We start from the raw sequence: 26200 nt of genomic DNA, 5'->3' as shown, positions 1-26200 counted from the left end.
CCGAAATGTGGCCGCTGGCGAATCTGTGGATGAACGAACCGGGTGTCCACAGATCCGCGAAAACGGCTACGTGGAAACGTTGTTCGTCTGGGTGGCGTGCTACGCGGGAGGGCGGCCCGAGGTGATCGCGGCGGCCAGCGCCGCCGCGTAGGTGACCAGTCGCTCACCCGAATAGGTGACGGGGTCACTGACCGCGAGCCTGCCGAGCATCTCGGCGAAGGAGAGCATCGTGTGGGCCAGCAGCACCGGGTCCAGACCGGCCAGTCCCGGCTCGAGCGCTATCCCCGTCCTGGCCAACTCCTCGGCCCTCGTCAGCACCGCCGCCCTGGAGGCACGCAGGTGCTCCTGATACTCGGCTGGCGCCTGGTCGGGCGCGGTCAGGATCAGCCGCCACCGGGTGGGGTTGTCCACCACGACGCGCACGAACGAGGACACCGTTCCCGCGTAGGCCGCGGCAGGCCCCAGCGCGGTGAGGTCGGTCGGCATCGCCGCCATCACCTGCTCGATCGCGCGCCGGTGCTCGCGATCGAGCAGCGCCGCGACGAGCTCCGCACGGGTACGGAACACGTTGTAGAGCACGGGTTTACCGACGCCGGCCTCCGCCGCGACGGCCTCCATGTTCAGCTCGTGCAGGCCCGACCGCCTGGTCACCTCGACCGCGGCGTCGAGCACCTGGTCACGGCGCTCGGCCGGCGGCAGCCGCGGCGCGTACTTGCGTCGCGGGCGCTCATCCGCCGTCTGCGCTCTCGTCATCGACCCACCTCCGCGTCCACCTTAGGGATCGCCACTCGCGCTCATGTCCCACCGGGACAATGCTACGCAACCGTTGTATTCGCCGATGGCAATTGCTACGGTCGCGTTGTATTCAGATATCACCGACTCACCCGTCCCGAGCATCCGCAGGAGAACACGATGAGCGAACCCCGCATGCTGGCCGACCGAGGCTGGCCGTTCGATCCCGCGCGGCGGCGAGAGGACAACGGATTCTTCGGGCCGGGATCGCCGACGTGGAAGGTCTGGACCAACCCGACCGCGCTGCTCGGGTTCCAGCGGTCGGTCACCCTCGAGCACTTCGACCCCTTCCTGACCGCCGCGGTCGCCGACGCCCAGGGGATCTACCTGGACCCGAGGGGGCGTCTCGACGGCACCCTCTCCTACTTCCTGATCGTGGCGGTCGGCGACTCCCGGTCGGCGATCGAGACGTCCGAACTGCTGATGCGGGTGCACGCGAAGGCCACCGGGATCGAGCCGATCAGCGGGCAGCGATACAGCGCCAACAACCCGGACAGCCAGCTGTGGATCCACGTCACCGGCTGGCACTCGGTCCTCAAGTGCTACGAGATGTTCGGCCCCGGCCCCCTGAGCCCGGACGAGGAAGCCCGGTACTGGGCCGAGTGCGCCGTCGCCGCCGAGTTGCAGACCTGCAAGCCGGCGGACATCCCGCGCTCGCGCGCCGAGGTACACGAGTACTTCACTGCGGTGCGGCCGCGATTGTGCACCTCCGAGCGGGCCGTCGAGGGCATGCACTACCTGCTGCGCACCCGGTTCGGGAAGGGCCGGCTCGCGCTGTGGGCGATGAGTCGGCTGATGGCGCCCGCGACGATCGCCACCCTGCCGAGGTGGATGCGCGAACTCGGCGACGTCGATCAGCCCGCGGTGGTCGACCGGGTCGTCACGCCGCTCGCCCGGGCCGCCGTCCGCGCCACGAGCAGCCCGAGAACCGAGCTGGCCGTCGTCAAGCGCCTGCTCCCGATGACCCATTCGGTCCTCGAACAGCACTTCAACGGGGCGCCGCCGGTACGTGCGGAGACCGTCACCCCGTCGGCGGCGCGTGAGCTCCACGGCGCTCGGGCCGGGCGACCCGCGTAAAGCTAGTCCGTGGGCAGCGTCGTCGGGTCCGTGTTGGCGCCACAGATCACGGCGGCGATCCGCTCCCCCTCGGCAGGCGCGTAGGCGCCGCTGAGCAGGGCGGCGATCGGCGCCGCGGCCGCATGCTCCACCGCCAGCCGGAAGTCGCGCCACAGCAGGCTCCGCGCCAGGGCGATCGCCTCGTCCTCGACCAGCACCGAGCCGATCCCGGTCCGGCGGGCGACATCCATGGCGATGTCACCGAGGCGGGTCGCGCCGAGCGCGTCGGCCGCGATGCTGTCCACCGCCACGTCCACCGGGACACCGGCGGCGAGCGCCGCATGCAGGGTCGGGGCGCCGCTCGGCTCCACCCCGACGACCGACTTCTCCCCCGCCAGCGCCGCGGCTATCCCCGCGACGAGGCCGCCGCCACCCACCGCGACCAGCACCGTGGTGGCCTCGGGAACCTCCTCGGCCAGCTCGAGCCCGATCGTCCCCGCGCCCGCGACCACATCGGGCAGGTCGTAGGCGTGCAACTGCTGGGCGCCCTGCTGCGCGGCGATGGCCGACGCCCGGACGTAGGCGTCCGCGTAGCGCTCGCCGTCGAGCACGACATCGGCGCCGAGCGCGCGCAGCCGATCCACCTTCACCGTGGGCGCCGAGGCCGGGACGACCACCGTGCACGCGATTCCCAGCATCCCGGCCGCGGTCGCGGCCGCGATCCCGGCATTCCCACCGGACGCGATCACCACAGGCGAATCACGGTGCACGCCATCCCGGTTCAGCATGGCGTTGAGGCTGCCGCGGATCTTGAACGACCCGCCGAGCTGCAGTTGCTCGAGCTTGAGCGCGACCGGGACGTCCCCGCCCGGCGTCGGCAGGACCACCCGGAGCACCGGGGTGCGCCGGACCAGGGCACCGACCCGCCGCCGCGCGGCGAGCACGTCCTCGCGTGTGGTCACCGCCCGGCTTCGTGGTCGCGCCGCGCCAGCTCCGCGAACATGGCGTTGTGCGCCGCGAGCTCGGCGTCGTCATCGCGGTCCGCCGCACGGTCGACCCGCTTGGCCGTCTTCTGGTCACTGCGCGACCACTGCACCAGCAGCGCCAGCATCACCAGCACGAGGGGGATCTCGCCGGTGGCCCAGGCGATGCCGCCGCCGAGCCGCTGATCACCGATGAGGTCCGAGTTCCAGTCCAGGCCCAGCGCCCGGTAGTACCAACCGCCCATCACCTCGCCCATGCTCATCAGCGCGATGCCGAAGAAGGCGTGGAACGGCAACGACCCGAACACCATCGCGAGCTTGGTGATCGGCTGCAGGTTGCGCGGCGCCGGGTCGATGCCGATCACCACCCAGTAGAAGAGATAGCCGCTCAGGATGAAGTGCACGTTCATCAGCAGGTGCGCGCCGTGCGAGTCGAGCGTCGCGCCGAAGATGCCGCCGAGGTACAGGGCGTAGAAGCCGCCGACGAAGAGCACCGAGGCCACCAGCGGGTGGGTCAGGAATCGGGAAACCGGGCTGTGCAGCGCGGCCAGCAGCCACTCGCGCGGACCGGGCACCCCCTTGGGCCCGGCCGGGGACAACGCGCGCAGCGCCAGGGTCATCGGGCCGCCGAGCACCAGCAGCACCGGCGCCAGCATCGACAGCGCCATGTGCGCGCCCATGTGGACGCTGAACACCGCAGGCGAGTACCTGCCGAGGCCCGAGGAGGTCGCGACCAGGAGCGTCGCGCAGCCCAGCACCCAGGCGATGGTGCGGCCGACGGGCCACGTGTCCCCGCGCTTGCGGAGCCGTCGCACGCCGAGCAGGTAGACCACCGCCATGATGATGGCCGCGGTGCCGAAGACCAGGTCGAACCGCCAGTCGAACGCGAGCCGTTCGAAGGTCGGCGGGCCGTCCAGGTTGTAGCCCAGCTGCACCTCGGTCGGGGTCGGGTTGATGTTCTCGGCGGGGGGCGGGGTCCGGCCGAGGCCGACGGCGATACCGATGGTCGCGGCGAAGATGAGCGCCTCACCGCCGGCGAAGCGGATCAGCGGACCGCGGGCCGTCGGGTCGGCGGCAAGGGCGGGCAGCGCGCTGCGCCGCTGCAGGTAACCGAACACACCCAGGACCACCAGCGCGACGGTCTTGGCCACGAGCAGCCAGCCGTAGGTGCTGGTGAACAGCTCGCGCAGCGGGAGCCGCACCAGTCCGTTGAGGACACCGGAGATCGCCATCACCACGAATGCCGCCGTGGCGACGTTCGAGAACCGGCGCGTCGCGACGTCGGTGTACGCGCCCCGCCTGCGCGCGTGCGCGAGCAGCGCAAATAGCCCGCCCGCCCACAACGCCGCGGCGATCAGGTGCCAGAGCAGGCTGTTGGTGGCCAGATCGTGCGATCCGCCGGAGGAGGAGTGCCCGGTCAGCGCAAGCGGGATCAGGGTGGCGATGCCGAGCAGCAGCAGCACCGGGGTCCAGGACCAGCGCAGGACCAGTCGAGTGGCCACCGCGAGCAGCACCGCCAGGATCGCGGTCGATCGCCACGCCCCCGCGAGCTCGATCTGCGGGATCGCCTTCCAGAGGTTGGCGGGCTGGATGGCCGCGCTCAGCGGCTGACCGGAGGTGTCCGAGACGGTCAGCGGCACCAGGGCCAGCGCGCAAGCCGCCCAGACGATGGCGGCGTTCGACGCGGTTCGCACCGCCCGGTAGCCGTCGACATCGAGCACCCCGCTGCGCTGCGGCGGCACCAGGAAGGCGGCGAGCAGCAACGACCCGATCGCCAGGACGGCGGCGACCTCACCGGCAGCCTTCACGGCGGGCAGTCCGTATGTGGTGAGGGGACCCGGGTCGGGGATGCCGAGCAGCACCAGCGCGTCCGAGGCGGACAGCCCGACGATGATCGCCGCGACCAACCCCGCGATGATCCCGAGCGTCACGAAGATAGGTACCGAGTTCTCCCCCGCCCTTCGGATCGGCGACGGGGCGGAGGGGGCGAGCTCGGGTGATGCCATGCCAACAAGGGTAGGAGGCGCGCGCCTGCCGGGTTCGTCCAGGTTCGCCGACCCGTAAGCGAACCTATCGAATATTGCGCAGACCTACCGGTAGACTCCGGAGCCGATCCGGTCACGGATCACGCCTCCGTAGCTCAGTTGGATAGAGCAAGAGCCTTCTAATCTCTAGGTCGCAGGTTCGATTCCTGCCGGGGGCACCATCTTGCCTGCGCATTTGCGCCAGGTCGCAGGGACGTCCATCCCACCAACGATGACCAAGACGAGCGACAGCGTGTTCATTGGCCCAGGCGACGCACAGGGCCACCTATGTCAGGGGTCAGGTACCCCTTGCCGATCACAGCCTCGCAACAGCGCAGAAGTTGGACCCTACGCGGATCGCGGCTCCAAGCTGTGGCCCTACAAACAACTCCAGATCCAACATCACAATCACCTTTCGATGGTCGCCGACAACTAGCTCGGTGGCGATGGATCACAGAAGCCTCCCCATCCGCACGGCAGCAACCTGATCAACGGCACTCGCCATTCGTCAGGCATGGGGAAGTAGAAGACCCAGGAATCCATTTCGATCACCTCACCGGAGGGTTGCCCGGCTAGGGGCAGTGACCACCCAAGTCGCACGGGATGATCGACGACAGTGTTGCTCACCATTCCCAAGGCAACGGCAGATACCAAATCCAACCACCTGCCTTCATGCGCGGACACCTCCGGTTGAACAGTGTCTGCCGAAGTCGCGAGAGCGTCCACGGCAAGCAGCACCAACACCGATTCGTGGCGATGCGAATTGCTACTTTTCAGCAACTTTGGATGATCGCCGTCTTCGACCGCGGTCCTGCGTGTCCACGATCGCCGCCGCCGTGGACGCGATCGTCCGGTCGCGATCCTCGGTCAGTCGGGCGAGTGCCCTCCGTGCCGCCGCACCGGGAATCTCGGCAAGGGCCTGCGTGATCCGCAACCGCGTGGGAGCGTGGTCTGTCTTGTCGAGCTCCTCCTGCATGACCTCGACGAGGTCGTCGGCCGTGGGCGACAGCTCGGCCAGCAGGCCCAACACCTCGGCGGCCTCGACGTCGCGCCGCCCCTCGACAACCATCTCGAGGAGGGCGGGCACGGAGTCGGCGTTCCCGCGAGAGCCGAGGGCCAGGGCCGCGTATCCGCGGACCGTGGCGTCCGAATCATCGAGGGCTCGTCTCAGAAGTGCCGCCGCCTCCTCGGTGTGCACTGCCGCTATCGCGGCGGCGGCGCGACGCCGGACGTCGACCGTCTCTGAGCCGAGACCCACGGCAAGAGCTGTGAGCCCCGGACCGGCGGCCCGCGCCAACGACCACCGCAGCGCCCCGGCCACATTGGGGTCGTCCTCCGACAGCAAGGCCTCGACCAGCGCTTCGACGGGCAGCGCCGCCTTCCCGCCATGAGACAGGATCGCCTGTTGACGGCGGGCCGCGGACTCCGATTCGAGCGCGCGCAGCAGAGTGACGATGTGCAGGGCGTCGTCCCATTCCGCCGGTGCGGCGGCGTCGACGTGTTCGAGCTTCGTGAGCAGTTCCTCCTCGGCAGCGATCCGCTGGCGCGTGTGCCGTATGAGGTCCCCCACCAGGTCGGCGGGCGCGAAGTCCGGCTCGTCCAGTGCGCGCTTGGCCTCGTTCAACGAGAGACCGAGAGTCCTCAGGCTCTCGACGTGGAAGAGCCGGCGGATGTCGTCGGCGGAGTACTCGCGGTAGCCGCCTGACGTGCGGCCCGTCGGCGTCACCAGCCCCAACGTGTCGTAGTGGCGCAGCATCCGAGTGCTGACTCCACAACGCCGCGAGACCTCACCGATCAACATCCCCGTCTCCTCCTCACTACGTGTCCGGGCCGGCGACCGCGACACGCTTCGCCATCTCGACAGCGAGGGTGAAGCCACTGTCGGGGTCGCGGATCAACTGCTGCGTCGCGCTCGCATGCGCACGAATCCGCGGATCGGGACTCGCCCCGGCTGCGTCGAGGACCGGGCCGACGGCCTCCCCGAGCGCCACCAGCGCACGGCTCAGGCTGAGCTGCATGTGATGGTCCCCCCGTCCGAGCTCGGTCGCCAGATCGTCGGCCAACCCTGCCTGGTCGCCGGGTGGGACGAGAACCGCGGCCGCCCGCCACGCGCTCCGCGCGACCTCCTCGTGCTCGTCGTGCAGCAGCGCCGACACCGCAGGCCAGGCGAACCGATCTCCGATCTTGGACAGGGTGTGCAGCGCCTGACTGCGGGCCTGTGGGGTGTCGGATCGGAGCTCGTCGATCAGCATGGGCACCGTGATCTCCGCGGGCAGGCGGCACAACGCCCAGGTCAGCATGTCCCGGACGAAGAAGTCCGGTTCGACGGCGCACCGAGCCACGAGAGTCGCCACGAGTCGGGGATCGGGGCTCGTGCCCGCGGTGAGCGCAGCCTGCAGCCGAACCGACGGGTCGGCCGCGGCCAGAGCATCGACGAAGTGAGCATTCGGCCCACCGTGGTTGGTTGTGTTCACGACAACCACCTCCTTCGTCGACCATTCGAATCCTTGTCACTGTGTCAGGGTCAAGCCTCGATGTCTGTGAGTGTCGAGACCTGTGCGGTCACCGCTCGGCATTCTGAACGCGAACGCGGGACCGACCCCGAGAAGGGATCGGTCCCGCACTGGACTCGTGGTTTCGCCGGGACCATGACGCCGGCGCAACGGATCAGGACTTGGAGGCCTCGTCGATCTCCTTGCTGACCTGGTCGACATCCGCCTCGAGCTGCTTCTTGGTCACCTTGGCTGCGCGTTTGAGCGCCCTCTCGACGCGTGCCTCGAGATCCGTCGCCGCGACGACGATCAGCCCGCTCTCACCCTCGTCGAGCAGTTCACCCACCTCCTTGAGGTCGGAGCGGCTCATCCCCGCCGCGACGTGCCCGCCGAGAGCCCCGAGGCCCGCGCCGCCCGCGCCGCCCAGCAACAACCCGGCACCGAGCCCGACGGCCGGGAAGAGGGCGACCAGCGCACCCCCGACCAGGCCGATGCCGAGCCCGCCCCAGGCGCCCTGACGGGTCGGCTGCTCGTGCTTCTTGACGATCTTGACCTTGCCCTTGTCGGTCCGCGTGATGACCGCCGCGTCATAGGTGTCGACCAGGTGGGCCTCTACGTAGAGGTCGTGCACGGTGTCGTAGTCGGCGATCGCCGCGTCCTCCGTGTCGTAGACCGCCGCGAGCAGAGCGAATGTGTCCATGGCCATGGGTTTCCTCCGTTGGGTTGTCGTCCGGCTTCCAGCCTCGGCCCCGACGGCGCGGACGGCATCCCCCAAAACGGGTGACCACCCAGGCCCGGCCACTCCTCCGGCCGCAATCACCCAAAATCGGAGGCGGATTCCTGCAACATTGAACCGAGACCCGGCGATATACAGGGTTGAGGTGAGTCCCCATGACGGACAAAGACGCCGCACGGCGCGCCGGAGCGGGCAGTGGACCAGACCGCGGGCATTTCGCGGTGGCCACCTGCCGCTCGCCACCGCCGCTGCGACCGCGCGTTCTCTGATCGCGCCCAAGGATTCCGGATCGCCCAACGCGATCGACGGAAGTCAGAACGGCGTTGCCGTCCTCTCGAGCGGTGGGCGGGAATTGCTCGACTGGTGCGCCTCGCGTTCAGTTGCGACCACACCGCTCACACCACGAATTACCCATGAAGGCGGCAAGAAGATGGACCTCGAAATGCTCGAGAAGCTGATCGATCTCATGAGCAAGGTGATGGACATGATGGGCGGCATGCAGGGCGGCGGAGGCGGCGCAGGCCCCCTCGGCAGCCTCGGCGGGGGGAGCCTCGGGTCGTGATCGACCCTCCCGCAGGAAAGGCTCTCGGCCCACGGGCCGGGGGCCTTTTCTCGTCACAGGTGGCAGGCGGCCGCGGGCGGCGGGACGTGATCTCCGCCGTTCCAGTCGTGGGCTGTCGGCCACCGCGCTAGTGTTTTTACCTGACTCTTGGCGACTCCGTGGAGGTGCGCTATGGATGTGGCCGCACCGTACGGCGCGATCCGAGCTCTCATTCCTGCACGAAGTCCGTCGCCCCCAGCCGCCGACAAGACCAGCCGACTCTACGGCGACTGAATTGGATCATGGCCATCCAAACCAGTATTGGAGTCCTGCAATGAATCCGACCAAATCTCTTGCCGCGTCCGCGCTCGTGGTCGTCGCCCTCGGCGCCGGCGCCGGAACCGCCTACGCCGAACCCGCGGTGCCGCCGCCACCTGGCGCCGAGGCCGTCTCGGACGCGATCTGGCCCGACAATCCCACCAAGCAATCCGCCTTCGACGCCTTCGCCACCGAGGTCGCCGTCGGCTGGAACAACGGCGGCGGGCAGGGCGCGCTGATCGGGCTCGGCGTCGGCGCGGGCATCGGCTGCCTGTCGATCTTTCCCAACTTCATCGCAGGGTGCATCGTGGGCGGTGTGATCGGCGCAGGCGTCGGCGCCATGAACGGGATCAAGGACTCCAACCCGAACGTGCTGCCCGCCTTCGACAAGTTCATGGCGACGCCCTGAGCTGACGGCGCGGGGCGAGACCACGGTGCCGATCCGGTACCGCTGTCTCGCCCATCTGCATCGGAGGACGCGCGACGTGCCCTAGACTTCGATCGGACGCCATCGCACAATCGTTCGAAGTCACGCCGCCCGTGACCCACGGCCTGCAATGGGCAGGCATCATCAGTTGAGGGCGCACTTGAACAAGCTCAGTCTCGGAATCACGTCGGAGTCACGCAAAGAGAACGAGCACCGGCTCCCGATCCATCCCCTGCACCTCGAGCGAATCGATGCGGGGCTCCGCGAGCACATCTACCTCGAGCGCGGGTACGGCAAACACTTCGGGATCCCCGACGAACAACTTGCTCCCCTCGTCGCGGGCCTGCTCTCGCGTGAGCAGCTCATCGCGACCTGCGACGTCATGCTGATCGCCAAGCCGCTCGCGGAGGATCTCGCGGAATTGCGGGAGGGCCAGGTGCTGTGGGGCTGGCCGCACTGCGTCCAGGACGCAGCCGTCACCCAGCTGTCGATCGACCGGCGGCTGACGCTGATCGCCTTCGAGGCGATGAACCACTGGACGGCCGACGGTTCGCTCAGCCTGCACGTCTTCCACAAGAACAATGAGCTGGCCGGCTACTGCTCGGTGCTCCACGCCATGCAGATCGCCGGGTCGACCGGCGACTACGGCCGCAGGCTGCGGGCCGCGGTGATCGGCTTCGGCGCGACCGCCAGGGGCGCGGTCACGGCGCTGAGCGCGCACGGCGTCCACGACGTCGAGGTGCTCACCGTCCGCGGGGTCAGCGCGGTCGCCGCGCCCATCCACTCCGCCCGGATGGTGCAGTTCGATCACGACGACGCCGACCCGCGCCGCAGCCACGCCCACACCGAACGCGGTCGCGTCCCGGTGGCCGGGTTCCTCGCCGAGCACGACATCATCGTCAACTGCGTCCTGCAGGACACCGACGCGCCGCTGACCTTCCTCGCCGACGAGGACCTCGATTCACTCACGCCGGGCACCCTGATCGTCGACGTCTCCTGCGACGAGGGCATGGGATTCAGCTGGGCGAGGCCGACATCGTTCGAGCAGCCCACCTTCGAGGTCGGCAACAACGTCGTCTACTACGGCGTGGACCACAGCCCGTCCTACCTGTGGAACTCCGCCACCTGGGAGATCAGTGAGGCGCTGCTCCCCCATATTGCGACGGTGCTCGGCGGGCCCGCGGCCTGGGATGCCGACACGACAATCCGGCGTGCCATCGAGATCCGTGACGGGATCGTCCAGAATCCCAGCATCCTGTCCTTCCAGGAGCGCTCACCCGACTACCCGCACGCTCCGCTCTGACGATGGCGTGGTCCGCGCCGACGTCGGTCGGTGCGGACCCGCTCTCCCGGTCAGTTGGTCGCCACGGCGAACCATGCCGAGGCACCGACGAGGACCAGGGCGATCAGAATGACCGCGCGCGTGGTGTAGACGTGCCGCATGGGACCTCCGATCAGACAAAGTTGAATCGTTCGGTGTGGAGTCGCTCGGCCGGCACGCCGAGCGCCGTCAGGGCGTCCTCCACCGCGGCGAGCATGGGTGCCGGTCCACAGATGAAGTACTGCATGCTCTGGTGCCGGGCGGGTAGGTGACGAGCCAGGATGTCCCGGTCGAGGAACCCCCGCTCGCCCTCCCACCCCGCGGACGGGCGCTCGATGATGTGCACGATCGTCAGGTCCAGGCGTCGACGCAGCTCCTCGAGTTCCTCGTCGAAGGTGATGTCGTCCTCGGATCGGCTGGCGTAGTACAGAACCTGCGGCCGACGGTCGCCGCGGTCGGCCATCGTGCGCAAGATACTGATCATGGGCGTGATGCCGACACCTCCGGCGATCAGGACGAAGCCCGGCCCCTCGTTGCGGTCGGGGGTGAACACGCCGTGCGGCCCGTCCAGATAGGCGCGGGCCCCCGGGGTCAGCGTCCCGACGGAGGCGGTGAAGTCGCCGAGCGATTTGATGGTCATCTGCACCGATTCGCGTTCTTCCGCACTCGACGAGAAGGAGAACGGGTGCGCGGTGACAGCGAAGGGCGAGCGGTCGACCATGAGCCACCCGAACTGGCCGGGCTCGAACCGGAAACCGTTGTGCCCGACCGGTTGGAGCGTCACGGTGCATGCGTCACCCCGTTCGGGGGTGACCCGCGCGATCTCCCACGGGCGCCGGAGGCGCATGAGGGGCCTGATCACCCGGACCCACAACAGCAGCGACATCAGGGCCACGGTCATCACCGCCCACAGCCACTTCTTCCAGGCGTTGTCGACGTAGTACCCGACCAGCAGCACGTGCGTGAGCGCGAACGCGACGACCACCACAGCTGCGACACCGTGGATGACCTGCCACAACTCATAGCGGATCCGCAGTCGCCGCCGCCAGATCGACGTCGCGATGATCACGAGCAGTAAGACCGTGGAGGTGACCGCGAATCGCGCCCGCCACGGTGCCTGCGCGAGGTTGAGCAGGCCGACGATGTCGATGCCCGCCACCTGTAACAGGATCGGATGCGCAAGGACGAACGCCAGCGCCACGTAGGACACCTGCCAGTGGAACTGGACCAGCGCGTCCTCTCCGAACGGCGCCGCCGCCGCCTGGAACCGGGCAACGAGCGCGAACTGCATGCCCATCATCGAGAGCCCGACGAATCCGAGCGCGACCGAGAAGTCGGTGAGAAAGCCGCGCCCGGGCGGCGCCTCGCCGAGGACGGCAAAGACCAGGGGCACCAACGCGACCGCCAGATAGAGGCCGATCCAGGCGATCCCACGAGCTATGAGCGGCATCGATCCGAACTCCCGTCGGTGACTGCACCCGGACCATCAAACCCGAAGATGCCACACCGAAATACGCGAAGGAGGCGGTTCGGACCAAACGGGCGCGCCCCTACTTCGACGCGGCCTTACGCACCACCGTCAGCTTGTGCAGGCGCGAGGAGATCCGCTTGTCGTCGCTGCCCCGAAGCAGGGCGATTCCGGACCGGATCTCCTCCACCGCCCAGGTGCCGGCGGTATCCGAAATATGCACCAGGTCGCCGACCTGAACTGCCTCACTCATCGCCGTTCTCCGCATCCACTACTCCAGGCAGGCGCGTGTCATCGCCCCGCCGATCATCATCAGCTAGATCAATTATCACGCGCCCGGTGCCGGGTGCCGCAGACGGGCGGCAACTACTTGCCTGCGGGGCCGTCGTCGACGTCCGCCTCGCCCGCCTGGACGTCCGGTTCCTCGTCGGCGGCGTCCGCCTGCGCCCGCTTCGACGCCTCGCGCATCTCGATGCCGTCGGTGATCCAGTCGCCGATCTCGCGGGTCACGTCCCGCACCGCCCCCGCGATGATCATCGCGATCTTGCCGACGTGCGTGGCCCCGGACTCGGTCAGCTCCTGCACGGTGTCCTTGCGTCGCTCGAACTTGCTCACCATGGACGCGTCACCTCTCACGCTGCGGCCTTCTGACGTTCGACGATAACACCGGGAGTCGACTCGGAGCGGGTGAGGAACGGCGGCAACGCGAGCTTGAAGATCTTGCCCCACACCGATCCGATCTGCTTGAAGAAGCCGCCGGTGTTGTACGGCAGACCGTGCTTCTCGCACAGCGCCCGCACGTGCGGCGCCATCTCTGGATAGCGGTGCGCCGGGATGTCGGGGAACAGGTGGTGCTCGATCTGGTGCGAGAGGTTTCCGGACATGATGTGGAACAGCGGGCTGCCCTCGATGTTCGCGCTGCCGAGCATCTGGCGCACATACCACTGCCCCTGGGTCTCCTCCGCGGTCTCCTCCTCGCTGAAGGTCTGCACTCCCGTCGGGAAGTGCCCGCAGAAGATGATCGAGTACGTCCACAGGTTGCGGACCAGGTTGGCGCTCGCGTTGCCGAGCAGGGTGGTCACGAACAGCGGACCGGTCAGGGCCGGGAACACGAGGTAGTCCTTGAGGACCTGACGACCGGCCTTGCGCCACATGCCCTGCAGCAGCGGCTTGACGTCGTGCCACTTGCGCTTGCCCTTGACGATGTTCTCGGTCTCGAGGTCGTGCAGCATCACGCCCCACTCGAAGAAGAGCATGAGCGCGAATGCGTAGACGGGGTTGCCCAGGTAGTACGGATTCCACTTCTGGGCCTCGTCCATCCGCAGGATTCCGTAACCGATGTCGCGGTCGCGGCCGACGATATTGGTATAGGTGTGGTGCATGTAGTTGTGCGAGTGGCGCCATTGGTCCGCGGGGCACACGGTGTCCCATTCGAAGACCCGCGAGTTCAGGCCGGGTTCACGCATCCAGTCGTACTGGCCGTGCATGACGTTGTGGCCGATCTCCATGTTGTCGAGGATCTTCGAGATGCCGAGGGCGCCGACGGCGGCGAGCCAGAAGGGCGGCAGGAACCCGAGGTACATCAGGCCGCGGCCTGCCACCTCGAATCCACGCTGAGCCTTGATGATCCTGTAGATGTACTCGCGGTCCTGTTCGCCGAGGTCGGCGACGATCCGGGCGCGCAGCTCGTCGAGTTCGCGTCCGATCTCCTCGACCTGCTCGTAGCTGAGCACGATCGGGGCGGTGGTCTCTTCGTTCTTCGCGCCGCCGAGGAACGGCAGCGTCGGGAGGGACAAACCGAGCATGGGAGTTCTCCTTGGTCGAAGGTGATCAGATGTCGACGGAGACGTCGCCGACGGCAGCCGAGATGCACAGCTGGATCGGCTGATCCGGGTCGGAGTCGGTCTCGCCGGTACGCAGGTTCCTGGTGCAGCCGGAGGTCTTGACCGCGGTGCAGGAGAAGCAGATCCCCATCCGGCACCCGAACTCGGGAGTCAGACCGGCGGCCTCCGCCTGGTCGAGCAGGCTCGCCCCCGAGTTCTGCGCCGTCACCCCGGACGCGGTGAACGTGAGCAGGCCGGTGGCGCCGGAGTCGGCGGCGGTCACCGGCGCGGTGAACTCCTCGGTGTGCAGCCGCTCGGCGAGCCCGATCCGGTCGTAGTGCTCACGAACCCCCCGCATCAGCCCGGGCGGGCCGCACAGGTAGGTCTGGGCCTCACCGTGCCAGGGCGCCGCGGCCTCGAGGTGTTCCTGCCCGAAGAATCCGTGCAGATCGCCGCCGCCCGACTGGCCGGTGTAGGCCAGCACCACCCGCAGGTTGTCGTGGTCCGCCGCCAGCTCGTCCAGCTCGACGCGATGGGCCACGCCACTCTCGGTGTCGGCGTAGTGCAGGAAGGTGATCTCGCCGTCGTGCGCCTCGTCGAGCAGGGTGCGCAGCATCGACAGCACCGGCGTGATCCCGCTGCCACCGCTGATGAGCAGGATCTTCTCGGGCCTGCGGGCAGGCATCCGGAACACACCGTCGGCCTGCGACAGGCTCACCACGAGCCCCGGCTCGGCGTTGGCGTGCAGGTACTGCGACACCAGGCCCTGCGGGTGCGCCTTGACGGTGAGCTCGATGTGTCCGTCCGAACGATGCTGTGAACAGGCGGGTGAATAGCACCGGGTGTGCCGGACACCGTCGATCACCACCCCGATCTGGACGAACTGACCGGCCTCGAAGCCCCGCCACTGCCGCGTGGGGCGCAGCGTGAGGGTGACGGTGTCCGCGGTCGTGCGGCGCACCTCGGTGACCTCGGCCCGCAGGTCGCGCACGGTCGCCATCGGGTTCACGAGCTCGAGGTACCTGTCGATCTGGTGTGGGCTCGCCATCGCCTCCAACAGCGACATCAGCGACAGCCGTCGGGTCCTGGTTCGGGTCTGCAAGGTCACCACGGCCTCCTGTGGGAGTTTCGGAGAGTTTCAGTGAACACTCGTACACAAACAAGTGTGTCAGGAAGTACCAGGTAGATGTCAACCCCAAGGGCGCTGTGACGCCGATTACAGACCACCCGTACACGGAACAAGTGAACACACATACACTGATTGCCGTGACCGAACCGGAGACCAGGGCCGAACGCAAGGAGCGCACGAGGGCAGCGCTCCTCGGCGGAGCCCTCGAGCTACTGGAGGACCGCAGCTTCGCGAACCTGAGCCTGCGCGAGGTCGCGCGGTCGGCCGGGATCGTCCCGACCGCGTTCTACCGGCACTTCGCGTCGATGGACGACCTCGGCGTCGCCCTGGTCGAGGACAGCATGCGCATGCTGCGCCGGATGCTGCGCGAGGCCCGTCGCGACCCCAGCGCCAAGAACGCGGGCGCGTCGCTGGAGATCCTGCTGCGCCAGGTGCACGCACACGAGGGCCAGTTCCGGTTCCTCAGCCGCGAACGCTACGGCGGCGTCGCCGAGGTGCGGCGGGCCATCGCCTCCGAACTACGTTTGTTCGCAAGCGAACTCACCATCGACCTGTCCCGGGTGCCGGGCCTGTCCGGCTGGGAGGTCGAGGACCTCGAAATGGCCGCCGACCTGATCGTTGGCACCATGATGTCCACCGTCGTGAGCGTCCTCGAGGTCGACCAGCGCGACGAGCGCGAGGTGATCGCCCGCGCCGAACGTCAGCTGCGGCTGATCATGATCGGGATGGGCGGCTGGCGATCCGGGCCGCGGTGACACGCGTCGGCGGCCCAATTCAGCGCCCGGCCGCACACCGGGGCGTGGTCGAATAGGCCATGCAGTTCCGCCAGCTCGAGTACTTCGTGGCGCTCGCCCGGGAGCGACACTTCGCTCGCGCCGCGAGCGCCTGCTACGTGTCCCAACCGGCGCTGTCGGAAGCGATCCGCAAGCTCGAGCACGAACTGAAGGTCCCGCTGGTCCGCCGCGGGCGTACCTTCGAAGGCCTCACCCCCGAGGGCGAACTGCTGGTGCCGTGGGCGCGGCGCATCCTGGCCGACCACGACCTGCTCAAGCAGGAGGTCGCGGCGCTGCAGACCGGGCTCTCCGGCGAACTCCGGCTCGGGGTGATCCCGGCCGCGTCGACGACCGTCGCGCTGCTCACCGATCCGTTCTGCGCGGAGCACCCGCTCGTCCGCGTACAGCTCGAGTCGGGCCTGCGGTCGGCCGAGATCCTCGACAGAATCAGACGATTCGAGCTCGACGCCGGACTCGTCTACCCGGACGGTGAGGACACCGCCGACCTTCTCGTCACGCCGTTGTACGAGGAGCGGCACGTCCTCGTCGCGGGCAGCGAACTGCTCACCGGCCGATCGGGCACCATCGGCTGGCAGGACGCGCTGGAACTGCCGATGTGCCTGCTGAACACGGGCATGCGTGGCCGCCAGCTCATCGACGATGCGCTGGCCACGCGCGGCCTCGCGGCCTCACCGCAGCTCGAAACCGATTCCGCCGTCACGCTTCTCGCCCATGTCGGCACCGGCCGCTGGGCGAGCATCGTCCCTCAGACCTGGCTTCGCAGCCTGGTCCTGCCCGCGGGCACTCGCGTGCTGGCGCTGGATGGCCCGGCGATCACGGCTCGGGTCGCGCTGGTGACCGACGCGGCCGAGCCCGGCTCGGTACTGACCCGTGCCCTGATACGGACCGCGCATGCCGCCGATGTCGACGCCTCGCTCCGCGTACCGCCCGGGCCTGCCACCGACTGACCCCGCCGCTCGATCGGCCGCGCCTATCGAGCGTTCGGAAACGCGTCTTGGACACCCCCGGCGCCGCCCCGCGAGACTGGGATCGCTTTCCGACATGACGAACAGCGACGAGTACAGCTGCCACGCGGCCGGTCTCGGATCGGAGTACAACCTTGCGCGCGGCACCGGCACGTCGACTGCTCAGCGTCGTCCGCGTCGAGAACGACCACCTGCACGCGGGCAGGGTTGCGATCGGACTGGTCGTTCCCGGACTCGTGCTGGTGGCCGCCGGACGCCCCGACCTGATCATCTACGCCGTCTTCGGATCGTTCACCGGCATGTACGGACGGTCCGAATGCCACCGCGAGCGACTCCGACATCAGGTGCAGGCGAGCGCGGTGCTGCTGACCGGTATCGGCATCGGGATCCTGTTGTCCGGCCTCCACGCCCGTCCGTGGGTTCTCGTGGTCACCGAAGTCGGCTTCGCCGCGGGGGGATCGCTGGTGACGGACCGATTCGGCCTCCGGCCCGCCGGCCCGTTCTTCGGGATCTTCGCGCTCGGCGCCGTCGCGGCCGTACCCGCAGGCCACGTCGCTCCTGCTGCGGCGCTGTCGATCTGCGCCGCGACGGCACTGCTCTGCATCGCCGTCGGCCAATCCGGTTCGATTCACGCCCGGGCGCCCCGATGGGACACGTCCGTTCGACGGATGAGCCCAGACGAGGACCCGCGTGCCTCGGACGCGTTGGTCCAGGCCGCACGCTACGCGCTGGCCCTCTCCCTCGCCGGTGCGGTGGGACTACTCCTGGGGATCGGTCACCTCAACTGGGCGCTGGCGGGCGCCGCCGTTCCGCTGGCCGCCACCGACGCGCGCAGCCGCGTCTATCGCGGCATCCACCGCGTGCTGGGCACGGTCGCCGGGCTCGGCGTCGCCGCCGCACTGCTCCTACAGGACCTGCCGCCGACCGCGCTCGCCCTCCTGGTGATCGCCCTGATGTTCCCGACCGAGCTGTTCATGACGCGCAACTACGGCCTGGCCATCGGGTTCTTCACGCCGTTGATCATGCTGATGACCGAACTGGCCGACCCGGCCGAGCCGGTGGCGCTCCTCGAAGCCCGGGTGATCGCCACCCTCGTCGGAGTCGCCGCGGGCGTCGCGGTCGCGGTCATCACCCACCGATCCCGAGTCCCCTAGCAGGACAAAAGCACTCGCGTGATCGCGTCCTTCTCCGCCTGGGTGACCCACAGCCGGTAGGCGGCCTTGACCTCGACCTGCTTCGAGACGTAGGTGCACCGGTACGGCTTCGCAGGCGGGAGCCACGTCGCCGCGTCGCCGTCCGACTTCTGTGCGTTCGTCGGGCCGTCGACGGCGAGCAGATTCCGCGGATCGTTGGCGAAGTCCCTGCGGGTCGGCTCGTCGAGTTGCTGAGCCCCCTTCTGCCAGGCGTCGCTGAGCGCGACCACGTGGTCGATCTGGACCGCGCTCGAGGTGCCCGTACCGCGGGTGAAGGCGATCGACTTGCCGGTGTACGGATCGTGCAGGGTGCCGGTGAGCACGATGCAGTTCCTGGTCCCCGGCTTGACCGTGGTGTCGACGAGGTCGCGGGCGAGGATGTCGTTGCGGGTGTCGCATCCGTTCCTGCCGCCCGCGACGGTGACGTCGTCGGTCCAGGACTGTCCGAACAGATCGCGCGAGTACCCCGTCTTGGGCGCCCGGCCCTTGACCGGGATCGTCTCCAGCGTGGCGAGGGTGGCGGCCACCCCTTCGGCCTGGGTGCTACCGGAGTCGCCCGCGCTCCCGGTCGGCATCGCCTCCGCCGCAGGAGCAGAGCAGCCGGTGAGGGCGAGCGCAGCCACCGCGGTGGCGATCAGGATCAGACGCGGACGGGTGGCCGAACGAAAACGCAAGGGGGAACTCCTGTTCGAGATGTGAGCGGGCCGCCCAGTATGGCGCACAAAGGGGTCGGTCCCCGCGCGACGCGCGGGGACCGACCCCTTTTGTTGACCCACATCACGGACCGGGTGCGGTCCCGACGTGCATCGCGGCTAGCGATGATCCCGGACGATCGGTCCGGACTGGTCGCGATGGTCGCGGACGATCGGTCCGGATCCATCGGAGGGCCCGACGATCACGCCACCGGGCGGGTTCGGGTCGACCCCGTCTCCACGGTGATCCCGAACGACGGGATCGGACACCGGCGCGGCAGGCGGCGGATCCACCGGATCCACCACGGGCCCGCCCGGCTTCGGACCCGGGTCCGCGGGTCCGGGATCCACCGGTCCCGGCTGCGGCGGGACCACCGGATCGGCCACCGGCACGCCGGGCTTCGGGGCAGCAGGGGCAGCGGGGCCGGACGGGCCTCCCTGGTTCGGGGCCGCGGGACCGACCGGACCCGGGACCGTCGCCGCCTCGACCGGTGCCACGACGGCCCCCGGCTCCACACCGCCACCCGCGGCGCGGCTCTTGTCCGCGCCAGGCACGACCGCGCCCCCTGGCCCGACCGGGGAGTCCACGCTCGTGGCCGTTCCCGAGTCGGTGTGCGATGCGATCGACACGGCACCAACCCCGGCGAGGGCGATGGCGGCCACCGCCGCGGCTGAGGCGAGGACTGTGCGGGTCATGGTGGTCTGGCGCATGGGATGTCGCTCCGTTCGGTTCGGTATCGGGGTTGGAATTCAAGACTCGCCCGCCGCGCCGCCTCCCGAAACACACCCAAGGGTGAGCAATCCGCTCCCTCCGCTACCCGAGCCGGGCCCGCCGCAGCAGCCAGGCCTGGACGCCGAGCACGACCGCGCCGATCAGTCCGACGACGTGCAGACCGCTCGTGAACGCGGCCTGTGCCGAGGCGAGGAGCTCCGCGCCCGCTGCCGGTGGGAGGTCTGCGGCGACCGCGGCGGCCCCGGCAACGGTCTGCCCCGCCGCCGTCGCGGCCGCGTCGGGAACACCCGACGGAATCGACCCCGCGATCCGGTGTTGGTAGATGCCTGCGGCGACGCTGCCGAGGATGGCGATGCCTAGGGTCCCGCCGAGATAGTTGCTCGTTTCCGCCATCGAGGCCGCGGAGCCCGCCCGCTCGGGCGGCACCGAGCCCATGACGATTCCCGTGCCGAGCGCGAACAGCGGACCGGTCCCCAACGCAAGGATCGCGATGCCCGCGATCACCGTGCCGAGACCGGATTCGGGCCCGACGAGCGCCAGCAACACCGCACCGATCGCCGACAGTGCCAGCCCCGCGGCGATCGCCGTCACCGGCTCGACGCGCCGCGCGATCGCGGGTGAGAGCGTGGTGCCGAGGGCCACCGCCAATCCCATGGGCGCGAACCAGAGTGCGGCCGAGACGGGCGAATGGCCGAGCACCGACTGGAGGTACTGGGTCACCAGCAGGCCCGTTCCCGCCATCACCACCCCGGCGAGGGTCAACGCCAGCAGAATCAGCCGGAAGGACCCGCCGCCAAGCAACCGCAGATCCAGCAGGGGGTCGTCCAGCCGCAGCTGACGCACCACGAACGCGGCCGCGAACACGCCGCCGAGAACCAGCGCCGACACCGCAACGGTCGACGGCGTCGTGTCGGCGGTCAGCCTCTTCACGCCGTACACGAGCGGCAGGATCGCCAGCATCGACAACGCGACACTCGGCAGATCCAGGCGTGCGGCGTCCGGGTTCCTGAACTCGGGCAGCACGAACGGCCCCGCGATCACGAGGACCGCGACGGCAGGCACCGCCATCAGGAACACCGCGCCCCACCAGAAGTGCGCGAGGAGCAATCCGCCGACGACCGGCCCGAGGGCGGCGCCGGTGAACGTGCAGGTGGACCAGATGGCGATTGCCGTCCCGCGTTGCCTGCCGTCGCCGAACATGTTCGTGATCAGCGCGAGGGTGGACGGCATCAGGGTCGCGCCCGCGATCCCCAACAGCACCCTCGACGCGATGAGCATCTCAGGATCGGTCGAGTAGGCCGCCAGCGTCGAGGCGATCGCGAAGCCGACACTTCCGATGAAAAGCAGCCTGCGCCTGCCGATCCGGTCACCGAGCGTGCCCATCGTGATCACCAGGCCGGCCACCATGAAGCCGTAGATGTCGGCGATCCACAGTTGCTGGACGCCGCTCGCGCCCAGGTCTGCTGTCAGCTGTGGCAACGCCAGGAACAACGCGTTGATGTCCAGGGCGACAACCAGAGTCGGCAGTGCCAACAACGCCAACCCCAGCCATTGCCTCCGTCCCGCGCGCTCCGTCACTACTGTCGGTATTGCTGCACCCATCTGGTCCTCCGCTACTGATCCCTGTCGATGCCGGGCTCGCAAGGCCCGGTGTCCTTCGCAGGTAGGTCGTGACCGGCGGTCGGATCTCTACATCGGCTCTCGAAAAACGAGGTGTCGGGCCGATGTAGAGAAACGGCAACCCGCGACGACCTGTCTGCGAGACGTGCCCACCGGGCACCCGAACGAAGGAGAAGGCTCCGTGAAGTACCTGCTGATCATGCAGATCGACCCCGAGGTGATGGCGGCGCTGTCCGAGGACGATCGGAACGCGATCATGACCGGACACGGCGAGTTCATCAAGACGATCCAGCAGTCCGGCGAGATGGTCATCACCCAGGCCCTCGCGGACCCCGCGAACAGCACCGTCGTCCGCACCCGCGACGGCGTTCCTGCCGTGACCGACGGCCCGTATCTCGAGGCCAAGGAGTACATGGGCGGGTATTACATGGTGGACGTGGAGAACAAGGAGCGCGCGATCGAACTCGCCATGCAGATCCCCGACACGAAGATCGACGGCCTCGCCATCGAGGTTCGCCCTGTCATGTTCTCGGGCGGACCGGACATGTGACGACCGACATCACCGCGTTCGAGGACCTGCTGCGCCGTAGTGCGCCGCAGGTCCTCGCGCGGCTCGTCCGCAGGCACGGCCAGTTCGATGCGTGCGAGGAGGCCGTGCAGGACGCGCTCCTCGCGGCCGCCGCTCAGTGGCCACACGAGGGTGTTCCGCTCGATCCGACCGGCTGGCTCCACACCGTCGCACGACGTCGGCTGATCGACTCGTGGCGAAGCGAGCACGCGCGACGGGCGCGCGAGGAACTCGCCGCCGCGCAGACGCCGGACCACCAACGGACGGCTCCCGACGCGAGCGAGGGCACACCGGGGCAATCGGACAACACGCTCTCGCTCTTCTTCCTGTGTTGCCACCCGCGCCTGTCGTCACCGTCGCAGATCGCGCTGACGCTGCGCGCGGTCGGCGGACTCACGACCGCGCAGATCGCCCGCGCGTTCCTCGTCCCCGAAGCGACCATGGCACAACGGATCAGCCGGGCCAAGCAGCAGATCACCAAGGCAGGCGCCGAACTCTCGATGCCGCCCGAGCCCGAGAGATCGGGACGCCTGGAGGTGGTCCTGCACGTGCTCTACCTGATCTTCAACGAGGGATACACCGCGACCTCGGGCGGCGATCTGCAGTGCGAAACCCTTGCGACCGAGGCGATCCGGCTCACCCGCCTGGTGCGCGCGCTCCGCCCCGACGACGGCGAGGTCGCCGGGTTGCTCGCACTGATGCTGCTCACCGACTCCCGCCGCGACGCTCGCACCACTGCAACCGGCGCCATGATCCCGCTGGCCGACCAGGACCGAACGCGGTGGGACCACGCCCTCATCGACGAGGGTGTGGCACTGATCAGCGAGACACTGGCGCACTCCACCGTGGGGGCCTACCAGCTCCAGGCGGCCATCGCCGCGGTGCACGCGGAGGCCCCCGACACGGCACGGACGGACTGGCACCAGATCCTGATCCTGTACAAGATCCTCGACCGGGTCGCACCGAACCCGATGGCGACCCTCAACCGTGCCGTCGCGACCGCGATGGTCCACGGTCCGCGGGCCGGGCTCGTCCTCCTCGCCGAACTCGACACCGACAAACGCATCGCGGGCCACTACCGCATCGACGCGGTCCGTGGACACCTGCTGAGAATGGCCGGTGACCACGCAGGCGCGCGGACGCACTACCTGTCGGCGGCCAAGCACACCCTCAGCGTCCCCGAACAGCGCTACCTCGAATCCTGCGCCGCCCAGCTGCGGCACCGACCGACCGGCGCCGCGGACCGAGCTGACGGGCAAGCGAGGAGAATGTCCCCGTGACGTCAAAAAAGGAGGGGCCCTCCGATCCGGCCCGTACCCTCGACCTGCTGTGGGGGTTGGGCGGGAAGGCCGGGCGCAAGGGCCTCACCGTCGAGGCGATCGTGTCCGCGGGCATCGAGCTCGCGGACGCCGAGGGCCTGGACGGGGTCTCGATGAGACGCGTCGCCGACCGGCTCGGTTCCGGTGCCATGTCGCTGTACACGCACGTACCGGGCAAGGACGACCTGATCGACCTGATGCACGACAACGTGCTCGGCGGCCTCTACGCGGACCTCGACGAACCCGCGAGGGCCGAGGGCGGATGGCGCGGCGGCCTCGAGTTCATCGCGGCGCGCAACTGGGACCTCTACCAGCGCCACCCCTGGATGCTCCAGCTGGTCGGGATGCGTCCGGTCCTCGGCCCGAACACCGTCCGCAAGTACGAGGCCGAGCTGCGGCCGCTGGACGGGATCGGCCTCTCCGACATCGAGATGGACTCGGTCCTCACGCTGGTGCTGACCCATGTGGTCGGCACCGCCCGCCTGCTCGTCAGCGTCGCCGCGACCGCGGAGAGATCCGGGCTGACCGACGCGCAGTGGTGGGACATCGTCTCGCCGACCCTCGAACGCCTGATGGATCCCGCGGAGTTCCCGGTCTCCGGGCGGGTGGGCGAGGCGGCCGGGACCGAGTTCGAGTCCACCGGCGATCCGGTTCACGCGCTCCGATTCGGACTCGGCCGCATCCTCGACGGCGTCGCGGTCCTCATCCGCGAACGGACGGGGTCGAAACAGGGTCAGTCGGAACCGGAGTAGTCGCCGGGCTCACTCAGATCGATCTCGGCGACCACGCCCCGGTGATCCGACCCCGGCAGGTCCACCGCCTCCGCGTTCACCGCGACCGCGCCCGTGACCAGGATGTGGTCGATCCCCAGCACGGGAGGCCACCAGCGGTCCGCCGGATAGGTGCGCAGGACACCGGCACCGGACTGCTCCGCCGCGTCGCTGTACCCGTCGCCGATCAGCGCGCGGAACTGCGCATGATCGTAGGTCGCGTTGAGATCGGCGCCCATGATCACCGGCTCGCCGCGCCCACGGAGATCCTGCAGGATGTCGCGCACCTGTCCCATCTCCGCGGACCACGTCGTCGTCTGCGGCCGGGGCCACGGCGGCAACGGGTGCGCCGCGACCACCACGAAGGGCCGCTGCTCGGGCTCGTGCACCCGAACGGAGACCATGTTCAGCACGAAACCCATGTGCTCGGTTTCCTCGGTGATCGGGTGACGGCTCCAGATCCCGGTCCCGCCGCCGCCCCACTCCATCGGTCGCAGGTACCGGTACGGCAGCTCCTCGTCCAGGCCGGCGGCGCCGAGCCGTGGGATCGCACCGTCGGTCAGCTCGTTGACCGTCAGCACATCCACGCCACGCGAGCGGACCTGCGCGACAAGGGCTTCCGGATCACCCTGACCGAAGAGGATGTTCGCCTGCATCACGGTCAGCTCGGGGTCTCCGTCGGCGGCACGGTCGCCCAGGTACAGCGGCAGCTGCGTCCACGCCGCGGCCACCAACACCACAGCCGCGACCGCGGTCCCGACCCACCGGCGGGCGCAGGCGAGCGCGACGAGGCCGATCACCCCGCACGCCATCAGGAACGGCGCGAACGACGCCAGCACGACGAGCACGGTGATCGTCGAGCCCAGGTAGTGCGCGAGGACGCCCACCGCGGCCGCCAGCACCGCCGCCCATCCGAGTGCCGTCGCCGCCAACCGAACCCACCGCATCGAATCCCCCTCGAGGTCACGGCGCCGGATCGCCGCCGAGCCCTCCACTATGCCCGAGGCGGGGCGAAGGGCTCTCCGCTCAGCCGAGCGCCCTTCGCGCCGCCAGCGCCGCCCCCACGTGCGGGAGGTCGGCGGGGTCAGCCGGGTTCAGCCCGGTCAGCTCGGCGACGCGCCGCATGCGGTAGTCGACGGTGTTGGCGTGTACCTGCAGCGCCGTTGCCGTCGCGCGGCGGTTCAGTCCGCTGGCCACATAGGCCTCGAGCGTCTGCATCAGCTCGGGCCGCGCGACCAGCGGCTCGAGCAGACCCGCGAGTTCGGGGTGTGCGGGGCTGGGCCTGCTGAGCTGATACTCGAGCAGCACGTCGCGCAGCCGGTACAGCCCGGGCGGGCGACCCGACCGCGAGATGAGCGCGATGATCTCGGCCGTCTGCTCCACCGCCGCCGGCACCTCGGCCGGCGTCGCGACCAGCGCGGCCGCCCGGATCTCGGTGCCGACCACCGCCTGCGTTCGCGCGATCATCCGTTGCAGCGCGTCCCATTCCGGCGGGTTCCCTTGGCACGGGATCAGGGCCGTTCCACCGCCGCTGTCGATGACGGTGAGCGCCGGCTCCCCGGTGATCCGGTCCAGCTCGGCCTGCAGCCTGCGCAGCTTTCGCCTGCCCGCCACGGTGCCGCTGACGCCCTCGCCGCGCTCGTCGGCGTGCTCCCCGATCGACAGGCTCATCGCGAGATAGTGCGGGGCGAGGCGGAGCCCGGTCCGCTGCGCGATGGCGTCGAGGGGCTCTCCCGCAACCAGCGCGGCCATCAGCGAACGGCGGCCGGAGTTCTCCTGACTGTCCATGATCTGGCGCTCCTCGAGGTACGACGAACTCACCTCGAGGGTCAACTGACGCAGGAAATCGAGCACCATCACCATGATCGTCTGCACGTCGCCGATGTCGCCGGGTTCCGCGTCGGCGAACAGCTCCTGGGCCGCCATCCCGATCCCGACGTGGTACGCGTGCAGCACGGCGTCGAGGGGGACGCCCTCCTCCGCGCGCCTGGCCGAGGAGTTCCGCTGCTCGACGAACTCGGCCTTGCGCCCGGGGCGGCGCTCACGGACGAGCGTCGCGAACAGCTCCATGTTGTGGTGCACGATGTCCGCGATCTCGCCCTGCACCACCTCCCGCGGCAGCTGCTTGTAGATCGGCAGATCGTCGACGAGGCGCTCGATCACCGCGGCGGTCAGGTCGGTCGCTGCGGCGTCCAGCCAGTTCGCCACCGACCGTCCTGCGATTCGCAGGGGCTCGTCATCGCGGACCCCACCATTGGCAATCGTCACAGTTCACTCCCCGATATCCCCTCGATACCACGCCGGGTCACCTGGTACCAACAGATACTTAGCATGCTTCCGGAACCGGGCGAACCGGATCGGCCGATGCGCTCACCTCATCGTCACAAACCCCTGGCATCCCAGCCGAGGGGGCACGGCGGGGGCCACCACGAATGC

General features: G+C 69.1%; 25 protein-coding genes, 1 tRNA gene and 1 pseudogene. 11 read left to right on the top strand and 16 right to left on the bottom strand.

Features of this window, described 5'->3' with window-relative positions; translation table 11 throughout:
* Positions 1–99: 99 nt before the first annotated feature.
* Positions 100–753, bottom strand: coding sequence for a TetR/AcrR family transcriptional regulator (locus BR31_RS0104105; protein ID WP_027499843.1), 654 nt, complete (start codon positions 751–753; stop codon positions 100–102).
* 159 nt (positions 754–912) lie between these two features.
* Between BR31_RS0104105 and BR31_RS0104100 the strand changes: the two genes are divergently transcribed.
* Complete coding sequence (locus tag BR31_RS0104100) at positions 913–1869, top strand: oxygenase MpaB family protein (RefSeq protein WP_081830310.1); 957 nt, start codon at positions 913–915, stop codon at positions 1867–1869.
* Between the two features lie 2 nt (positions 1870–1871).
* Here BR31_RS0104100 and BR31_RS0104095 read toward each other — a convergent pair whose 3' ends face one another.
* The gene (locus tag BR31_RS0104095; protein WP_027499841.1) at positions 1872–2810 is read right to left on the bottom strand and encodes a serine/threonine dehydratase; all 939 of its coding nucleotides are present in this window, start codon (positions 2808–2810) and stop codon (positions 1872–1874) included.
* Complete coding sequence (locus BR31_RS0104090) at positions 2807–4837, bottom strand: bifunctional copper resistance protein CopD/cytochrome c oxidase assembly protein (protein WP_027499840.1); 2031 nt, start codon at positions 4835–4837, stop codon at positions 2807–2809. The genes BR31_RS0104095 and BR31_RS0104090 overlap by 4 nt, the downstream gene beginning before the upstream one ends.
* A gap of 123 nt (positions 4838–4960) precedes the next feature.
* Here BR31_RS0104090 and BR31_RS0104085 point away from each other — a divergent pair.
* Positions 4961–5037 (top strand) — tRNA-Arg (locus BR31_RS0104085).
* A gap of 584 nt (positions 5038–5621) precedes the next feature.
* Here the strand turns inward: BR31_RS0104085 and BR31_RS0104080 are convergent.
* From BR31_RS0104080 to BR31_RS0104070, 3 genes are all read right to left on the bottom strand, one after another.
* Complete coding sequence (locus BR31_RS0104080) at positions 5622–6656, bottom strand: MerR family transcriptional regulator (protein ID WP_027499839.1); 1035 nt, start codon at positions 6654–6656, stop codon at positions 5622–5624.
* Positions 6657–6672: 16 nt separating this feature from the next.
* Positions 6673–7338: a HEAT repeat domain-containing protein gene (locus BR31_RS0104075; protein WP_027499838.1), complete on the bottom strand. Its 666-nt coding sequence runs from the start codon at positions 7336–7338 to the stop codon at positions 6673–6675.
* A 184-nt stretch (positions 7339–7522) separates the two neighbouring features.
* The gene (locus BR31_RS0104070) at positions 7523–8047 is read right to left on the bottom strand and encodes a DUF1269 domain-containing protein (protein WP_231496369.1); all 525 of its coding nucleotides are present in this window, start codon (positions 8045–8047) and stop codon (positions 7523–7525) included.
* 466 nt (positions 8048–8513) lie between these two features.
* On the opposite strand from BR31_RS0104070, the gene BR31_RS32355 reads away from it, so the two are divergent.
* The 3 genes from BR31_RS32355 (at position 8514) to BR31_RS0104055 (ending at position 10672) form a co-directional block, all read left to right on the top strand.
* The gene (locus tag BR31_RS32355; protein ID WP_269321294.1) at positions 8514–8645 is read left to right on the top strand and encodes a hypothetical protein; all 132 of its coding nucleotides are present in this window, start codon (positions 8514–8516) and stop codon (positions 8643–8645) included.
* A 313-nt stretch (positions 8646–8958) separates the two neighbouring features.
* On the top strand, positions 8959–9351 hold the full coding sequence (locus BR31_RS0104060; protein ID WP_027499836.1) for a hypothetical protein: 393 nt from the start codon (positions 8959–8961) through the stop codon (positions 9349–9351).
* A gap of 148 nt (positions 9352–9499) precedes the next feature.
* Entirely contained in the window at positions 9500–10672 is a 1173-nt protein-coding gene (locus BR31_RS0104055; RefSeq protein ID WP_037175528.1) for a N(5)-(carboxyethyl)ornithine synthase, read from the top strand.
* A gap of 151 nt (positions 10673–10823) precedes the next feature.
* Here the strand turns inward: BR31_RS0104055 and BR31_RS0104045 are convergent, their stop codons facing one another.
* The 5 genes from BR31_RS0104045 to BR31_RS0104025 all read right to left on the bottom strand — a co-directional run bounded on the left by BR31_RS0104045 (position 10824) and on the right by BR31_RS0104025 (position 15047).
* A complete protein-coding gene (locus BR31_RS0104045) occupies positions 10824–12140 on the bottom strand; it encodes a ferredoxin reductase family protein (RefSeq protein ID WP_027499834.1) in 1317 nt (438 codons plus the stop codon).
* Between the two features lie 100 nt (positions 12141–12240).
* Complete coding sequence (locus BR31_RS31810) at positions 12241–12411, bottom strand: hypothetical protein (RefSeq protein WP_197023548.1); 171 nt, start codon at positions 12409–12411, stop codon at positions 12241–12243.
* Between the two features lie 113 nt (positions 12412–12524).
* Positions 12525–12776, bottom strand: a complete 252-nt coding sequence (locus BR31_RS0104035; RefSeq protein WP_027499833.1) for a hypothetical protein — start codon at positions 12774–12776, stop codon at positions 12525–12527.
* A gap of 14 nt (positions 12777–12790) precedes the next feature.
* Positions 12791–13963: a fatty acid desaturase family protein gene (locus tag BR31_RS0104030; protein ID WP_027499832.1), complete on the bottom strand. Its 1173-nt coding sequence runs from the start codon at positions 13961–13963 to the stop codon at positions 12791–12793.
* A gap of 25 nt (positions 13964–13988) precedes the next feature.
* Positions 13989–15047 carry a ferredoxin reductase gene (locus tag BR31_RS0104025; protein WP_197023556.1) on the bottom strand — a complete coding sequence of 353 codons (1059 nt, stop codon included), beginning with the start codon at positions 15045–15047 and terminating at the stop codon, positions 13989–13991.
* A 200-nt stretch (positions 15048–15247) separates the two neighbouring features.
* Between BR31_RS0104025 and BR31_RS0104020 the strand changes: the two genes are divergently transcribed.
* The 3 genes from BR31_RS0104020 (at position 15248) to BR31_RS27370 (ending at position 18023) form a co-directional block, all read left to right on the top strand.
* Entirely contained in the window at positions 15248–15865 is a 618-nt protein-coding gene (locus tag BR31_RS0104020) for a TetR family transcriptional regulator (RefSeq protein WP_037175524.1), read from the top strand.
* A 59-nt stretch (positions 15866–15924) separates the two neighbouring features.
* Complete coding sequence (locus tag BR31_RS0104015; protein WP_027499829.1) at positions 15925–16851, top strand: LysR family transcriptional regulator; 927 nt, start codon at positions 15925–15927, stop codon at positions 16849–16851.
* A gap of 152 nt (positions 16852–17003) precedes the next feature.
* A complete protein-coding gene (locus BR31_RS27370) occupies positions 17004–18023 on the top strand; it encodes an FUSC family protein (RefSeq protein ID WP_051636947.1) in 1020 nt (339 codons plus the stop codon).
* On the opposite strand, the pseudogene BR31_RS0104005 reads toward BR31_RS27370, so the two are convergent.
* The 3 genes and pseudogenes from BR31_RS0104005 to BR31_RS27365 all read right to left on the bottom strand — a co-directional run.
* Positions 18023–18736: pseudogene (locus BR31_RS0104005) on the bottom strand (HNH endonuclease family protein); the annotation flags it as partial. The gene BR31_RS27370 and the pseudogene BR31_RS0104005 sit on opposite strands and share 1 nt — an antisense overlap.
* A 138-nt stretch (positions 18737–18874) precedes the next feature.
* Positions 18875–19465 carry a hypothetical protein gene (locus tag BR31_RS0104000; protein ID WP_027499827.1) on the bottom strand — a complete coding sequence of 197 codons (591 nt, stop codon included), beginning with the start codon at positions 19463–19465 and terminating at the stop codon, positions 18875–18877.
* 103 nt (positions 19466–19568) lie between these two features.
* Positions 19569–21020, bottom strand: a complete 1452-nt coding sequence (locus BR31_RS27365) for an MFS transporter (protein ID WP_231496368.1) — start codon at positions 21018–21020, stop codon at positions 19569–19571.
* Positions 21021–21288: 268 nt separating this feature from the next.
* Here BR31_RS27365 and BR31_RS0103990 point away from each other — a divergent pair, with 268 nt between their 5' ends.
* The 3 genes from BR31_RS0103990 to BR31_RS0103980 are packed head-to-tail and all read left to right on the top strand — an operon-like array spanning position 21289 to position 23746.
* Entirely contained in the window at positions 21289–21657 is a 369-nt protein-coding gene (locus tag BR31_RS0103990) for a YciI family protein (protein ID WP_027499826.1), read from the top strand.
* The gene (locus BR31_RS27360) at positions 21654–22955 is read left to right on the top strand and encodes an RNA polymerase sigma factor (RefSeq protein WP_051636945.1); all 1302 of its coding nucleotides are present in this window, start codon (positions 21654–21656) and stop codon (positions 22953–22955) included. The genes BR31_RS0103990 and BR31_RS27360 overlap by 4 nt, the downstream gene beginning before the upstream one ends.
* On the top strand, positions 22952–23746 hold the full coding sequence (locus BR31_RS0103980; RefSeq protein WP_027499825.1) for a TetR/AcrR family transcriptional regulator: 795 nt from the start codon (positions 22952–22954) through the stop codon (positions 23744–23746). The genes BR31_RS27360 and BR31_RS0103980 overlap by 4 nt, the downstream gene beginning before the upstream one ends.
* Here the strand turns inward: BR31_RS0103980 and BR31_RS0103975 are convergent.
* Both BR31_RS0103975 and BR31_RS0103970 read right to left on the bottom strand, forming a co-directional pair.
* The gene (locus BR31_RS0103975; protein ID WP_027499824.1) at positions 23728–24711 is read right to left on the bottom strand and encodes an endonuclease/exonuclease/phosphatase family protein; all 984 of its coding nucleotides are present in this window, start codon (positions 24709–24711) and stop codon (positions 23728–23730) included. The two genes, BR31_RS0103980 and BR31_RS0103975, sit on opposite strands and share 19 nt — an antisense overlap.
* A gap of 79 nt (positions 24712–24790) precedes the next feature.
* Complete coding sequence (locus tag BR31_RS0103970) at positions 24791–26032, bottom strand: PucR family transcriptional regulator (protein ID WP_197023547.1); 1242 nt, start codon at positions 26030–26032, stop codon at positions 24791–24793.
* Positions 26033–26200 lie beyond the last annotated feature (168 nt).

Source organism: Rhodococcus sp. UNC363MFTsu5.1 (genome assembly GCF_000686785.1).
GTDB lineage: Bacteria > Actinomycetota > Actinomycetes > Mycobacteriales > Mycobacteriaceae > Rhodococcus_G > Rhodococcus_G maanshanensis.
This window is presented reverse-complemented; position numbering and strand designations above follow the sequence as displayed.

Bases quoted from the DNA above. Each gene is read 5' to 3' on its own strand.
- BR31_RS0104105 (WP_027499843.1), bottom strand. From the start codon at position 753: ATGACGAGAGCGCAGACGGCGGATGAGCGCCCGCGACGCAAGTACGCG.
- BR31_RS0104100 (WP_081830310.1), top strand. From the start codon at position 913: ATGAGCGAACCCCGCATGCTGGCCGACCGAGGCTGGCCGTTCGATCCC.
- BR31_RS0104090 (WP_027499840.1), bottom strand. From the start codon at position 4,837: ATGGCATCACCCGAGCTCGCCCCCTCCGCCCCGTCGCCGATCCGAAGG.
- BR31_RS0104080 (WP_027499839.1), bottom strand. From the start codon at position 6,656: ATGTTGATCGGTGAGGTCTCGCGGCGTTGTGGAGTCAGCACTCGGATG.
- BR31_RS0104070 (WP_231496369.1), bottom strand. From the start codon at position 8,047: ATGGACACATTCGCTCTGCTCGCGGCGGTCTACGACACGGAGGACGCG.
- BR31_RS32355 (WP_269321294.1), top strand. From the start codon at position 8,514: ATGGACCTCGAAATGCTCGAGAAGCTGATCGATCTCATGAGCAAGGTG.
- BR31_RS0104060 (WP_027499836.1), top strand. From the start codon at position 8,959: ATGAATCCGACCAAATCTCTTGCCGCGTCCGCGCTCGTGGTCGTCGCC.
- BR31_RS0104055 (WP_037175528.1), top strand. From the start codon at position 9,500: ATGGGCAGGCATCATCAGTTGAGGGCGCACTTGAACAAGCTCAGTCTC.
- BR31_RS0104045 (WP_027499834.1), bottom strand. From the start codon at position 12,140: ATGCCGCTCATAGCTCGTGGGATCGCCTGGATCGGCCTCTATCTGGCG.
- BR31_RS31810 (WP_197023548.1), bottom strand. From the start codon at position 12,411: ATGAGTGAGGCAGTTCAGGTCGGCGACCTGGTGCATATTTCGGATACC.
- BR31_RS0104035 (WP_027499833.1), bottom strand. From the start codon at position 12,776: ATGGTGAGCAAGTTCGAGCGACGCAAGGACACCGTGCAGGAGCTGACC.
- BR31_RS0104030 (WP_027499832.1), bottom strand. From the start codon at position 13,963: ATGCTCGGTTTGTCCCTCCCGACGCTGCCGTTCCTCGGCGGCGCGAAG.
- BR31_RS0104025 (WP_197023556.1), bottom strand. From the start codon at position 15,047: ATGTCGCTGTTGGAGGCGATGGCGAGCCCACACCAGATCGACAGGTAC.
- BR31_RS0104015 (WP_027499829.1), top strand. From the start codon at position 15,925: ATGCAGTTCCGCCAGCTCGAGTACTTCGTGGCGCTCGCCCGGGAGCGA.
- BR31_RS0104000 (WP_027499827.1), bottom strand. From the start codon at position 19,465: ATGCGCCAGACCACCATGACCCGCACAGTCCTCGCCTCAGCCGCGGCG.
- BR31_RS0103975 (WP_027499824.1), bottom strand. From the start codon at position 24,711: ATGCGGTGGGTTCGGTTGGCGGCGACGGCACTCGGATGGGCGGCGGTG.